The following is a 13812-nucleotide window of genomic DNA, read 5'->3' on the forward strand; positions in this document are numbered from 1 at the left end:
ATGGGTTATCCTTTTCTCAGGATAACCCATTTTTTATTCTTTACTTTCAAAAAAGAATTCATATTGTATTTTATATAATTCATCATCCGTTGGCTCTTCAAGAGGAATTGCTTGTAATACAACTGTATACTCACCATTTGGAATAGGTATTTGAAATTTATCAGAAAGAATACTCGTTATAACGATACTTTCATTTTCAACTGTAAAAGGAACCGTAATCGTTCTAACTACTTCTTCTTTTTCAATATGTTTCCCTGGGGTCACTTTCACTTCACAAGTATAATCAGAAAGTGCTTCAAAAATAACAGTTCCATCTGCCTTAGCATAACCTCTTTCAAAATCTTCATCAGTCCAATCTACATAAGGCTGCTCACCGTCATAGTTCATCAACATTAATTGCGAATAAGAAATCGTTAACTCCATAGTTCCCCTTCTCCTTCATTATGAAATATACAACTACTACTTCACTTCAAATTTTACTCGCGTACCATCTGGGTATTTATCTAACTTATTCCCTACCCAAGAACCTGCTCCGCGGTTATCCGCCGGACTTATATATTCAATATGTGCTCCTTTTCCGCCTTCCTTGCACATCGCCATTGGCCATTCATCACGATCATACCCTTTTTTTGATGGATATGGTGCTAACGACAATTTCCTTCTATCTGCAGCACCACCACGATCGATTGTACAAACTTCTGAATGCCCTTCTTTTATAGCATCCGTAATATGTTTTCCTGTCTCTGGATAACGTTCTTTCGGAAATTCTAACACTTGATCATACGTATTCGTTTTCTTTACACTTGTTTCCTCTGGCACAAGTACTTCATAAACTGCTACTAAAATAGACAGAATTGCGATAATTGAAATGATAATACCTTTTAATTGCTTCATGTATACCTCCATGTTTCTACCAGTTTCTTTTCCTCCGTTATTATAACAAACTTCTCCTGTATATGTTTTCAGACATTATTTTAGTTATTCCTTGCCATTCCGCCAAAAATTTTCATTTTTTCACTAATGCTGTAGAAAACTAATAGCCTTCCGACATTCTTTTTCAAAGGAAGTCCTCATAAAAGATTGAAATGATATATACGATACTTTTTGGGGAGGAAATATGATGGAAGCTACCTATAAAACGAAAGATGTCACGAATAAAACAGGCATCCCAAAACATATAGTTCGCAAATATAGTCAACTGTTAGAAGAACATGGTTATATGATTTCCAAAACAGCTGATGCTCGTATTTATAAACTTGATGATTTAAAATTATTGAAATCTATACACGAAAGAGCTGCTACATTACAAGAAGATATTTCAGAAACGATACCGATTATTTTAAAAGAAAAAGAGGCCCCACCTGTACCAGTTATACAAGATAAGCAAGAGATACAAACGAAAGAAAAAGAAGATGGGCGTAACTTTGAGGAGTTCATGTTAAAACTTGAAATGCTAGCTCAATTAAATGAGGCAATTATTCATCAAAATTCTACTTTAATTACACAAAATCGTTTAAAGGATGAGAAACTAGACGAATTGATGCAACAAGTTTATGTAAAAGAAGGCTCTCAAGAAAAAATGCTTCAAGAGTTAGTCGATCACGCCGCTCAAACAGATGCACTGCAAAAAGAAAAGATGGACTTATTAATGAATCATATGTATAAACGAGAATCCAAACAGGAAGAAAAAATGAATAAACTTGTTAGTCAAATTTATAATAAAGACAGTAACCGTGATGCACAGCTTATGCAAGTTATTCGAGAAATTCAAGAAACAAAAAGAATGGTTGCTGCCTCAAAAGAGCAAAGCTTCTTTCAATCATTTAAAAGTTTATTTAGCCGAGCAAAACAAGAAAAAACAAATGAATAAACAATATAAAATAAAAAGTTACCTTTCATCGGTAACTTTTATTCCTTATTTTGTACAGCTGGTAATATAATAATTGCTTCAGTGCCTTTTCCACTTTCACTCTTATATTCCAATGTACCATTATGCGCTTGTAAAATACTAAATGTTACCATAAGTCCTAATCCTGTCCCTTTTTCTTTTAAAGAATAATATGGTTGCCCAAGCCTTGCTAACTGTTCATTCGTCATACCAACACCACTATCTTTAACTCTTATTATGATTGTTTCGTCTTTTTGAATAGCTGTTACTTTTAAATATCCTTTATTTCCTTGAATTGCTTCAATACCATTTTTAACAACATTCATAATAGCTTGCTTCAATTTTGTCTTATCACCAATCGTATAAAGACTTTCTGAAATTTCAACTTGTAAATATACACCTTGCATCGCTGCAAATGACGACATGAGAGTGGTCATTTCTATTAATTGGGCTGATAAACAAATGTGTTCTTTTTTCTCAATTTGCGGCCTTGCTAAATTTAAGTAATCTGAAATAATTTGTTCCGCCCGATCCAATTCAGCTAATACGAGACGCATATAATCCTTATTCTTCACATCTTCCGTACTTTCTAGCAATTGGATAAATCCACGAACAACAGTTAGTGGATTTCGAACTTCATGTGCCACACTTGCTGCTAACTCACTTACAATATTAAGCTTTTCTGATTTTTGCATCTCTGTACGTAGCAATGCATTTTCATTTAAATATTCAGTTAAATACACCTGAAATACCATTGTCATGACCATGATAAGCGAGGCAAATATAAATCCGCTATATATTTGCGAAATATACGGTGTAAATCCTGTTTCCAAAAGAACATTAATCATGCCTAATACTAAAGAAACAAGCACATAAAATGATGAAATCATAAATGCTAAAATTAATTTCTTATCCCTTGAAAAAAGAGACCATTTCTTTGATAAAAATAGCGGAACTATCAATAAAAATATTACTTCTAAAACTGGAAGAAAGCTCATTCCCTTTAGTAACCATTCGTATGCAACAAAAATAACTGCTGGGATTAAACCAACAATCCCACCATATAAAAAACCACTGACAATTGGAATGGGGTGAAAGTTATACCCACACACATTGCCAAAACAAATAGAGTATGTCATGGAGAGAACGAGCGTAACGCTAGATAAAAACATAATAAAGTAACGATTTGGCTTCGGAGGCATTTCTTGATAGCGATTTAAACGAATCGCTTCATATAAAAATAGTGGCAAAATTATGATGGCAATTTGAATCAATAAATCACGGATAAGCTCCATAACCTCTCATCCCCTATATGTATTTTGATATGATTATATCATTTTATAGGTGTATTTGTTTTAAAATTTTGATTTTTCTTAACATATTTGTTAATTCTTTGTTAACAACTCATAATAATTGTTACAGATTTTCGAAATGATTGTAAACCCTGTACCAAATTTCCTTCGTGCAGTATACAATGAATACGGATTACAAAGAAAATATAAAAATACTTTTTTAGACGGACAACTATAGCAAAATACAGCATATAATCCATACTATCTATGTTTACAAATAAGTGATCATTACTTTAGTAGGAGGAAGATAAATATGGCGGGTACTACGCTTGTTTTAAAAGAAGAAAATTTGGTTGTTCTAGAAAATGTTGAAAAATCAGTATATGAAGAGTTACAGCATAAAGCGGGAGAAGAAAACTGCACATGTGCTGTGAACGAATCAGTTGTTCACCTTGGCAAGGTATCCTCTGTACTCTGGAATGAAGATGAAATAGATTGGGAATACGGATATTAAAAAGTCGCTTATAGCGGCTTTTTTTCTCTTTTCTCTCTCTTTCTAAATAACATATACAAAGCGTAATCATAGAAAATATGATAAAATGAACTTAATTTTCAAACGGAAGAAAGGGAGATACAATGGAACAATTCATTAACCCTAGAGTGAAGGATATCCAAATTTCTGGAATCCGTCAATTCTCTAACATGATTCAAAACTATGATAATTTGATTTCTTTAACAATTGGACAACCCGATTTCCCTACACCTTCTCTCGTGAAAGAAGCGGCAAAACGGGCTATTACAGAAAACTATACAAGCTATACACATAACGCTGGTTTACTAGAATTACGTAAGGCAGCTTGTAACTTCGTAAAAGATAACTACGATTTACATTACTCACCTGAAAACGAAACCATCGTTACAATCGGTGCTAGCGAAGCAATTGATGTTGCATTCCGAACGATTTTAGAGCCAGGAACAGAAGTAATTTTACCTGCTCCTATTTATCCAGGTTACGAACCCATTATTCGATTATGCGGTGCAACGCCTATTTTTGTAGATGTTCGTGAAACTGGATTTCGTTTAACAGCTGAAGCGCTTAAAAATGCTATTACAGAAAAAACAAGATGTATCGTACTACCGTATCCTTCTAATCCAACTGGTGTAACTTTATCCACAGAAGAGCTAAAAGATATTGTAGATGTTTTAAAAGATAAAAATATTTTCGTCCTTTCAGATGAAATTTATAGTGAGCTTGTATATGAACAAAAGCATACATCTATCGCACATTTCCCAGAAATGCGTGAAAAGACAATTGTCATTAACGGTTTATCTAAATCACATTCTATGACTGGCTGGCGTGTTGGACTTTTATTTGCACCAAGCTATTTAGCAGGACACATATTAAAAGTTCATCAATACAATGTAACGTGTGCTACTTCAATCGCTCAATACGCTGCAATTGAAGCATTAACAGCAGCTAAAGACGCACCAAAAATGATGCGCCACCAATATAAAAAACGCCGTGATTACGTATATAATAGACTCACTCAAATGGGATTAACAGTTGAAAAGCCAACAGGTGCATTTTACTTATTCCCATATGTTGGTCATTTGACATCTTCATCATTTGATTTTGCACTTGATCTTGTCAAAGAAGCGGGACTAGCTGTAGTTCCTGGAACAGCATTCTCTGAATACGGTGAAGGCTACCTTCGCTTGTCCTATGCGTATAGTATCGAAACTTTAAAAGAAGGCTGCGACCGATTAGAAGCCTTTCTAATGAAAAAAGCTAAGAGTTAAACTCTTAGCTTTTTTATGCATAATGATCACAAGTTTGACGTTTTAGTAATTTATGAGGAATAATGATACACTTTGCAGTGGATTCTGCATTCTCTACTTTATCAACTAAAGCTTTTGCCGCCTCATATCCTAGCTGATAAATATTCACATCAACTGTGGAAAGTGGAGGGCTCGCAATTTCCGATAATAAAGCATTATTAAAGCTTACAATAGAAACATCTTTCGGTACAACAAATCCTTTTTTAGAAAGAGCACTTAACACACCAAGTCCAATTAAGTCATCCGTTGCCATAATTGCCGTTGGCGGTTGCTGCAGTCCCATTAATTCCTCAACAGCTTGTTGACCACTTTCCCTCGAAAAATCAAAATGTAAAATATATTCTTTTGGTAATACAATGTCTGCTAATTTCAAGGCATCACTCATACCAGCTAAACGATCTCTCGTTACAAGTAAATCTGATCCACCACCAATGAACGCGATTTGTTTATGCCCTAATGAAATTAAATATTCTGCCACTTCTCTTGCAGCTGTATAATTGTCATTATCTACATATGTAATTTCATCTTTTCGATCATATGGTTTTCCTATTAAAACAAACGGGAAATTTTGTTCATGTAAATATTGAATAATCCGATCATTCTCCCTTGAATATAAAAGAATAATGCCACCAATTTGGCGTCCTTGTACCATCTTTACGACACCATTAAAAATTTCTTCTTCCGTTTCACCTGTCGACATGTAAAGCGCATAACCTTCTACGTGTGCAAATGAACTAATCCCTCTTATAACTTCTGGGAAAAATGGATTTTGAAAAGCTTTACTTGCAGAACTTGGCATAACAAGACCAAGTGTTTTCGTCGTTTGGTTCGCAAGATTTCTCGCATTTAAATTGGGATGATACCCTAATTCACTCATCACTTTCCTAACACGGCGCTTTGTCTTTTCACTTATACTTGGATTATCAGCAATTACACGAGAAACTGTTGATGGTGCAACATTCGCTTGCTTCGCCACATCTTTAATTGTAACTGTCATAAAAATCCCCCTCCTCTCATTTCTCTGCCATTTTTCATATATTTTATCTCGCACTCATTGCAAGTCATAAACTTTCATTTCTTATATCTTGCAAAACTAATCCTATTCTCCCTCTTCATGTATTGTAAGGGATATAGCTATTTTTTCCTATACTATAATATACTATTTATTTCACTTCTTTTCACATGTGATGTCAAATCTCTTTTCATCTCCCTATAAACTTATTTATAGGGAGATGAAAAGAAAAATGGGACGTAATGTCCCATTTTTCATCCTTTTGTACCTCCAGCTGTTAAACCAGAAATAAAGTATTTTTGTAGTGATAGGAATAAAATTGAAATTGGGATCGCAATTAACACAGAACCCGCTGCAAACGTTGTAAATTCATTACCGAATTTCTTCGCAACCATTTCATATAATCCAACTGCTAAAGTATAATTTTCTGGTGTTCGCAAAATAATACTCGCTAAAATGAAATCTGTAAATGGACCAATGAAAGTAAATAACGCTACAACCGCTACGATTGGCTTTGCAAGTGGCATAATGATTTGCCAAAAAATACGAAAATGCCCTGCTCCATCCATTCGAGCTGATTCATCTAGTTCTTTCGGAATCGTATCAAAATACCCTTTCATAAGCCATGTATTCATCGGAATAGCCCCGCCTACATAAATTAAAATTAATGCAAGGTGTGTATCAATTAATCCTGTTAATTGAGCTAATACGTATAAAGCAATTAACGCTGCAAAGTTTGGAATCATTTGCAGAATTAAAAATGTTAATAAACCATTTTTTCTTCCAACAAAACGATATCTCGAAAATGCATAAGCAGTAAAGCTAATTGCTAACACTGAGAAAATCATCGTTAAAACACTTACTTTTAATGTGTTTTTATACCATAGTAAGTAATTACTATTCTCTAGATCTAATAACTTACGATAATGATCTAACGTTGCATTTTGTGGAATAATACTTGATCCAGATAAACTATCACCCGGATTAAACGATGAGCCAATAATCCATAATAACGGATAGAAAATGATGGCACACATTACGAAAATAACTAAATAACTTAATGAGAGACGTAACATCTTCTGTCTTTTAATATTCATTTACATCATATCCTCTTCTTGGAATGATTTTGTTCTCTTAAATTGCCATAACGCAACTGTAATAACGATTAACGATAATATCATTGTAAGAGCTGCTGCTTTTCCGTACTGCGCTGAAGTCATCGTTAACTTATAAATCCATGAAATTAAAATATCCGTTCCTCCTGCGTCTTGTCCAGCTACAGCAGGACCTCCACCGTTAAATAGATAGATGATACTAAAGTTATTAAAGTTAAACGTATATTGCGTAATTAATATTGGTGCTGTTGCATATAACACAAGTGGCAATGTAATTTTACGAAACTGTTGCCAAGCTGTCGCTCCATCTACTGTAGCCGCTTCATATAATTCTCCCGGAATCGATTGCAGTATACCCGTTGTCATCGCAAAGATAAACGGGAACCCAAGCCACGTTTGAATCATAATTAAAGCAATCTTCGCCCAAAATGGATCTGTCATCCAAGCAATTTTTTCAATTCCGAATAAAGCTAATACTTGATTGTTAATCGCTCCGAATGTTTCATTAAACATTCCAGAGAAAACAAGAATAGATACGAATGCTGGAACCGCCCACGGTAAAATGAAGATTGTTCGAATAATTGCCTTTCCTTTAATACCGGGCTGATTTACGATAATCGCTAAGAAAATACCAAGCGCAACTTGTAATGTTGTTGCAACGAATGTCCAAATGACAGTCCAAGAGAATACACTTACAAATGTCTCTCTCCACATCGGTAAAGTGAAAATATCAATAAAGTTTTTAAAGCCCACCCAATCTACTAATTTTGCTGGAGGAGAATGATATAAATCATAGTTTGTAAATCCAATTAAAATTACGAAGATGATTGGAAATACGACAACAAAGATAAGTAGTAGAAAACCTGGTGAAACCATTAAATAAGGAAAACCTTGATCTAACAAATTACGGTATTGCTCTTTTACAGAATTTAACGGTGTTCCGATATCACGTTTCTTTCCATTTTGGTATGCATCGTATAAGTTAAATGCATATATGCCGAGCCCAAAAGCGATAACGATAAGGGCCAAGATTCCTTCTACTAATAGAAAGACAGAATGGTCACGTGGAACTTCTGTACCAAGCGTTACAATACCCCATAATCCCATATTTAATAAATCAGCAAAGGCTACAATAAATGAACCTGTTAATACTAGAAAAATAAGACCTTTTACAAATTGTTTATTATACATTTGGCCCACGCCTGGAATGATTGATAACATGGTTGCCATTTTTCTATGCTTTGAATGGTTTAACCCATTTGCTGGTTCCATAGATGTTTGCATGTTCCTTCCCCCTTTTTTCTTCCTACATGGAAGGGAGAGAATTCGTGCCTCTCATATTCGAGGCACGAATTTCACCTTATTTTTTCTTGTTATGATTTGCCTCAATATTACCTTTAATTTGTTTCACTGCACTATCAAGCGCCGCTTTTGGTGCCTCTTTATCTGTAACAACTAATTGAAGCGCATCTCCAGCTGGTTTCCAAACTTCTTGCATTTCTGGAATGTTTGGCATTGGAATTCCATTTTCAGATTGCGTTGCAACTGCTTTTGCAGCTTCGTTATCTTTAATAATTGGATCTTCCATTACTGATTTTACTGGAGGAATTTCTTTTGTTTTCTCAAATCGAATTTTTGCGTTTTCTTCATTTGTTACCCACTCAGTGAATTTTGTAGCTAAATCATTTTGTTTAGAGAAACTTGTTACATGCCATCCTTTAACCCCAACAAACGTTTTCATTGGTTGACCATTTGGTAATTTCGGCATTGGAGCAACGCCATAATCAATCCCGTTCTTTTCCATTGCTTGGAACGCCCATGGGCCATTCATGATAGAAGCTGCTTTTCCTTCATTGAATAGTCCATCAGCAGCAGGCCCACCTGATTCACCGATAATACCTTTTGGGAATAATTTTTCCTTGTACCATTTTTGAAGATATTCAGCACCTTGTACTGCTCCGCTATTATTTAATCCAACATCACTTGCATTTGGCTTTCCATCTTTTTCACCAAATACATAACCGCCCATACCTGCCATGAATGCATTAGCAAAGTAGAAGTTATCTCCTAATGCTAAAAATCCGTACTTGCCATCTTTCGTAAATTCTTTTGAGAAGTTAAACAGCTCGTCCATCGTTTCTGGCGCTTTTGGCATTAGTTTTTTATTGTAAATAAAGACTGGTGTCTCAATTGCTTTTGGTAAACCATATAATTTTCCATTATATGTCTGTGCTTCTATTGATGAATTAGTAAATTTACTCTTTACAGCATCATCTGCTTTCACTTCAGAAAGTAAACCTTCTGTTACTGCATTTCCGATTTGATCGTGTGGCAATGTTACAACATCTGGTCCAGTCCCCGCTGGTCCATCAAGGCGTAACTTCTTCACTTGATCTGTCATTTGCATTTCAACAACTTTTACTTTTACTTTATATTTTTCCTCAAAGCTTTTCACTGCTGGTTCTAAACCAACACCTTTTTTATCATCTTCCCAAACAAGAAGATCATAGTCTTTTTTCGCTTTACTTTCCTCTTTTTTCCCTGAATCTTTCGGTCCACATGCAGATAACATACCAATAGATAATGCTGAAACCGTTAATAATGATAATGCTTTCTTCATCCCAAAAACCTCCCTAAATTGTCTATGTACCTCAGTAACTGAAAACGTTTGCATTTAATAGTTTAATTGAAGCGCAAACAATATCTCAATCTATGAAAACGTTTGCGCTATTTGTCTATCATTATACATTCTTTTATTCATTTTGCAAATATTAATTTAAAAATTATGTCATTATACTCTTTATACATTGACTTTATATGAAATGAATACTACTCTTATAAGCAATATTAAAGCTACGAGAAAGGCAATCGTTTGCAATATAGGCTTTATTATTACACTTAAGGGAATACTATGTATAGAGATATTGAAGGGGGATTTTCTATATGTTTAAAGAAGCTATTTATCATAGGCCGAAAGATAATTATGCATACGCTTATGATGAACAAACAATTCACATCCGAGTACGTACTAAGAGAGATGATATTCAAAGCGCCGATCTTATTTACGGTGATCCTTACGAATGGAAAGACGGGAAATGGATATCAGCAAGTACACCCATGAAAAAAACGGGTTCTACTGCATTATTTGATTATTGGTCCATTTCAATCGAACCAAAATTTAAGCGCTTACGTTATGGGTTTGAATTAAAATCTGAAACAGACACTCTTATTTATGCAGAGCGAGGATTCTTTTCTAGCATTCCAAATGATGATGTTGGTAACTTTTTCTGTTTTCCATTTATTCATGCAGATGATGTATTCAAAGCACCATCTTGGATTAAAGACACCATTTGGTATCAGATTTTCCCTGAGCGATTCGCTAATGGCGATAGTACGCTGAATCCAGAAAACACCCTTCCTTGGGGAAGTGCGAATCCAACTCCAACTAATTTTTTCGGCGGAGATTTTTCTGGTGTTATTCAAAACCTTGATTACCTTGTTAAGCTTGGCATTTCCGGAATATATTTCACACCTATTTTCAAAGCTCATTCAAACCATAAATATGACACAATTGACTATATGGAAATTGACCCACAATTTGGGACGAAAGAAACTTTTAAAGAGCTCGTTGAAGAATGTCATAAGCACGGTATAAAAGTAATGCTCGATGCTGTGTTTAATCATAGTGGATACTTTTTCGAGAAATTTCAAGACGTACTAGAGAATGGTGAGAAGTCCGCATATAAAGAGTGGTTCCACATTCATGAATTTCCGATTATAACCGAACCACTTCCAAATTATGATACTTTCGCCTTTACACCGTATATGCCTAAATTAAATACAGCTCATCCAGATGTAAAAGAATACTTACTTGAAGTAGGACGTTATTGGGTACGAGAATTCAATATAGATGGCTGGCGCCTTGATGTCGCCAATGAAGTCGATCACAACTTTTGGAGAGAATTCCGAACTGAAATAAAGACACTAAATCCTGAAGTATATATTTTGGGAGAAATTTGGCACGATGCCCTTCCGTGGCTACAAGGCGATCAATTTGATGCTGTCATGAGCTATCCTGTTACAAACGCTCTACTTTCTTACTTTGCTAACGATTCCATTAAAGCAAGTGAATTCATGAAGCAAATTACAGAATCTCTACATTCCTACTCTATGAATGTAAATGAAGCAGCATTTCATTTATTAGATAGCCATGATACTCCAAGAATTTTAACAACATGCAACGGAGATAAAAATAAGTTGAAATTGCTCTATGTATTCCATCTTTCTTTCATCGGCTCTCCTTGTATTTATTACGGAGATGAAATTGGTATGGATGGCGGCATGGACCCTGATTGCCGTAAATGTATGATTTGGGATACTAAAGAACAAGATCATGCATTATTTACCCATATACAAACATTGATTTTATTACGGAAACAACATAAAGCATTTGGAGGACATGGTACTTTTCAATTCATCGAAGCAAATGATGAACATAATTATATTTCTTATACGAAAACATATGAGGATGAAACTATCTTTTTCGTTTTAAACCCTACTAATAGTGAAGTTACAGTTTCACTCCCTCTTCATGTTACTGGTAAGAAAATAATTAACATTTATACAAACGAAGAATTTTCAGCAGAAGCAAGTGTATTACAAGTTACACTTCCTCCATATGGATTCTCCATATTAAAATGGTAATCCAAAAAAGCCTTATGCCAAGTTTGAAGTGGCATAAGGCTTTTTCTTATTTCAATTTGAACACTATCGCTTCATACGGACGTAATGGAATGTTATCTATTGATCCGATTTCTACATCGTAATTGTGTATAAATAACTCTGATTCACTATAACTAATATCCTTAGGCATTTCAAATACACTTTCATCCGCAGTAAAGTTTGCAATGACAAGTAGTTTTTCATCTCCATATGTTCTTACATAAGCAAAAATAGAAGGGTCATTATTTAATATTAAATCATATGATCCATACACAACTATTTCATTATTTTTGCGTAGTTCAATTAATTTCTTATAGTAATAAAAAATTGAACCTTCATCTTGGATTGCTTGTTTCACATTAATCTCTTTATAGTTAGGATTTACAGTAATCCAAGGTTCACCTTTTGTAAATCCAGCGTGATTCTGATCATTCCACTGCATCGGAGTTCTAGCATTATCACGACCCTTTATATAAATAGATTCCATTACTTTTTCTATATCTTCACCATGGTCTATCACTTTTTCTTTATACATATTTAACGTTTCAATATCTCGATATTCATCAATTGACTCAAATCGGACGTTCGTCATTCCGATTTCCTCTCCTTGATAAATATATGGCGTTCCTTTCATCATATGAAGAACTGTCGCTAACATTTTTGCTGATTCAATGCGATACATTCCATCATTACCAAAACGAGATACAACGCGAGGCTGATCATGATTATTCCAATAAAGGCTATTCCATCCGGTATACTCTAATGCTTTTTGCCACTTTGTTAAATTCTCTTTTAAAGTAAGAAGTGAGCATGGTTTTACATCCCACTTTCCACCTTCTCCTGAATCTAAATCCATATGTTCAAATTGGAATACCATTTGCAATTCTTTTCGTTCTTCTCCAGTATACAATTTCGCTTCTTCTGTCGTTACACCAGGCATTTCACCAACCGTCATAATATCATAATGCGATAATACTTCCTCATTCATTTCATGTAAATATTTATGAATGTTTGGACCGTTCATAAAATGCTTATGACCTGAAACATACCCCTCTTCTTCTGTTTCAACAGCTGGTAATCCCTCTTCTTTAGAAATAAAATTAATAACATCCATACGGAAGCCATCAATTCCTTTTTCTAACCAAAACTTCATCATTTCATAAACATCTTGTCTTACCTTTTCATTATCCCAATTTAAATCTGGCTGTTTTTTAGAAAACAGATGTAAATAATATTCATCTGTCATTTCATCATACTGCCATGCTGATCCACTAAACGCTGCTCCCCAGTTATTCGGCTCTTTTCCTTCTTTTCCAGGGCGCCATATATAGTAATCTCTATATTTATTATCTTTTGATTTACGTGATTCAATAAACCAATTATGTTCATCCGAAGTATGATTAACAACTAAGTCCATCATCAATTTCATATTACGTTCATGCATTTCATGTAATAGCTCATCCCAATCTTCCATTGTTCCGAACTCGTTCATAATTTTACAATAATCGCTTATATCATAACCATTATCATCATTTGGAGATTCATAGACTGGTGATAACCAAATCACATCAATCCCTAACTCTTTTAAGTAATCTAGCTTTGAAATAATCCCTTGAAGATCTCCTATACCATCACCATTACTATCCATAAAGCTACGAGGATAAATTTGATATACTACACTTTCTTTCCACCATTGTTTTTCCATTATGCTACCCCATTTCATTCATCATTCATTTTTCTCTTTTTTAAGGCGCAAACGTTTTCATTAATGAATGATAACAGATTCTATCTCAATTTAAAATAGCGCTTACAATTTTTATTGTCTTTTTCTAAGAAAACATATGAAAACCACTAATAAATCTCAAAGAAATGAAAACGTTTTATTTTTTTATTTATTTTTTGAATCTATTCGTTTATAATGAACTCAAAGAAAACGTTTGCATA

Annotated in this window: 12 protein-coding genes; 4 read left to right on the top strand and 8 right to left on the bottom strand. The window is 34.3% G+C overall.

The genetic code is table 11. The features are described from left to right. Nucleotides 1–33 precede the first annotated feature (33 nt). Nucleotides 34–423: a competence protein ComJ gene (comJ, locus tag MHH55_RS14050; RefSeq protein WP_048655569.1), complete on the bottom strand. Its 390-nt coding sequence runs from the start codon at nt 421–423 to the stop codon at nt 34–36. A 36-nt stretch (nt 424–459) separates the two neighbouring features. Further along, nucleotides 460–894 carry a DNA-entry nuclease gene (gene nucA, locus MHH55_RS14055; protein WP_000811494.1) on the bottom strand — a complete coding sequence of 145 codons (435 nt, stop codon included), beginning with the start codon at nt 892–894 and terminating at the stop codon, nt 460–462. A gap of 226 nt (nt 895–1120) precedes the next feature. Here nucA and MHH55_RS14060 point away from each other — a divergent pair, with 226 nt between their 5' ends. Beyond that, nucleotides 1121–1870, top strand: a complete 750-nt coding sequence (locus tag MHH55_RS14060; protein WP_000388471.1) for a DUF3967 domain-containing protein — start codon at nt 1121–1123, stop codon at nt 1868–1870. 38 nt (nt 1871–1908) lie between these two features. Here the strand turns inward: MHH55_RS14060 and kinB are convergent, their stop codons facing one another. Next, nucleotides 1909–3183, bottom strand: a complete 1275-nt coding sequence (gene kinB / locus MHH55_RS14065; protein ID WP_000420370.1) for a sporulation sensor histidine kinase KinB — start codon at nt 3181–3183, stop codon at nt 1909–1911. 310 nt (nt 3184–3493) lie between these two features. Here kinB and MHH55_RS14070 point away from each other — a divergent pair, with 310 nt between their 5' ends. Both MHH55_RS14070 and MHH55_RS14075 read left to right on the top strand, forming a co-directional pair. Then, nucleotides 3494–3694 (top strand): hypothetical protein, encoded by a 201-nt coding sequence (locus MHH55_RS14070; RefSeq protein ID WP_000929280.1) that lies wholly within the window; start codon nt 3494–3496, stop codon nt 3692–3694. Between the two features lie 122 nt (nt 3695–3816). Beyond that, a complete protein-coding gene (locus MHH55_RS14075; RefSeq protein WP_000434578.1) occupies nt 3817–4980 on the top strand; it encodes an aminotransferase A in 1164 nt (387 codons plus the stop codon). Nucleotides 4981–4993: 13 nt separating this feature from the next. On the opposite strand, the gene malR is transcribed toward MHH55_RS14075, so the two are convergent. From malR to MHH55_RS14095, 4 genes are all read right to left on the bottom strand, one after another. Next, on the bottom strand, nt 4994–6016 hold the full coding sequence (gene malR, locus MHH55_RS14080; protein WP_000219053.1) for a maltose operon transcriptional repressor MalR: 1023 nt from the start codon (nt 6014–6016) through the stop codon (nt 4994–4996). Between the two features lie 269 nt (nt 6017–6285). Next, nucleotides 6286–7128, bottom strand: a complete 843-nt coding sequence (gene malD / locus MHH55_RS14085; RefSeq protein ID WP_001022608.1) for a maltosaccharide ABC transporter permease MalD — start codon at nt 7126–7128, stop codon at nt 6286–6288. Continuing rightward, nucleotides 7129–8430, bottom strand: a complete 1302-nt coding sequence (malC, locus tag MHH55_RS14090; RefSeq protein ID WP_001194993.1) for a maltosaccharide ABC transporter permease MalC — start codon at nt 8428–8430, stop codon at nt 7129–7131. Between the two features lie 76 nt (nt 8431–8506). After that, nucleotides 8507–9766 (bottom strand): extracellular solute-binding protein, encoded by a 1260-nt coding sequence (locus tag MHH55_RS14095; protein WP_000709923.1) that lies wholly within the window; start codon nt 9764–9766, stop codon nt 8507–8509. A gap of 323 nt (nt 9767–10089) precedes the next feature. On the opposite strand from MHH55_RS14095, the gene MHH55_RS14100 reads away from it, so the two are divergent. After that, entirely contained in the window at nt 10090–11850 is a 1761-nt protein-coding gene (locus tag MHH55_RS14100) for an alpha-glycosidase (protein ID WP_000471782.1), read from the top strand. Between the two features lie 46 nt (nt 11851–11896). On the opposite strand, the gene malL is transcribed toward MHH55_RS14100, so the two are convergent. Further along, nucleotides 11897–13573, bottom strand: a complete 1677-nt coding sequence (gene malL, locus MHH55_RS14105) for an oligo-1,6-glucosidase (RefSeq protein WP_000415180.1) — start codon at nt 13571–13573, stop codon at nt 11897–11899. Nucleotides 13574–13812 lie beyond the last annotated feature (239 nt).

Source organism: Bacillus sp. FSL K6-2944, from assembly GCF_038005385.1.
GTDB lineage: Bacteria > Bacillota > Bacilli > Bacillales > Bacillaceae_G > Bacillus_A > Bacillus_A cereus.

What these genes read in the sequence shown, in the direction of transcription:
- MHH55_RS14095 (WP_000709923.1), bottom strand. Translation starts at nt 9,766, where the DNA reads ATGAAGAAAGCATTATCATTATTAACGGTTTCAGCATTATCTATTGGT.
- nucA (WP_000811494.1), bottom strand. Translation starts at nt 894, where the DNA reads ATGAAGCAATTAAAAGGTATTATCATTTCAATTATCGCAATTCTGTCT.
- MHH55_RS14075 (WP_000434578.1), top strand. Translation starts at nt 3,817, where the DNA reads ATGGAACAATTCATTAACCCTAGAGTGAAGGATATCCAAATTTCTGGA.
- malD (WP_001022608.1), bottom strand. Translation starts at nt 7,128, where the DNA reads ATGAATATTAAAAGACAGAAGATGTTACGTCTCTCATTAAGTTATTTA.
- malR (WP_000219053.1), bottom strand. Translation starts at nt 6,016, where the DNA reads ATGACAGTTACAATTAAAGATGTGGCGAAGCAAGCGAATGTTGCACCA.
- malC (WP_001194993.1), bottom strand. Translation starts at nt 8,430, where the DNA reads ATGCAAACATCTATGGAACCAGCAAATGGGTTAAACCATTCAAAGCAT.
- kinB (WP_000420370.1), bottom strand. Translation starts at nt 3,183, where the DNA reads ATGGAGCTTATCCGTGATTTATTGATTCAAATTGCCATCATAATTTTG.
- MHH55_RS14060 (WP_000388471.1), top strand. Translation starts at nt 1,121, where the DNA reads ATGGAAGCTACCTATAAAACGAAAGATGTCACGAATAAAACAGGCATC.
- comJ (WP_048655569.1), bottom strand. Translation starts at nt 423, where the DNA reads ATGGAGTTAACGATTTCTTATTCGCAATTAATGTTGATGAACTATGAC.
- MHH55_RS14070 (WP_000929280.1), top strand. Translation starts at nt 3,494, where the DNA reads ATGGCGGGTACTACGCTTGTTTTAAAAGAAGAAAATTTGGTTGTTCTA.
- malL (WP_000415180.1), bottom strand. Translation starts at nt 13,573, where the DNA reads ATGGAAAAACAATGGTGGAAAGAAAGTGTAGTATATCAAATTTATCCT.
- MHH55_RS14100 (WP_000471782.1), top strand. Translation starts at nt 10,090, where the DNA reads ATGTTTAAAGAAGCTATTTATCATAGGCCGAAAGATAATTATGCATAC.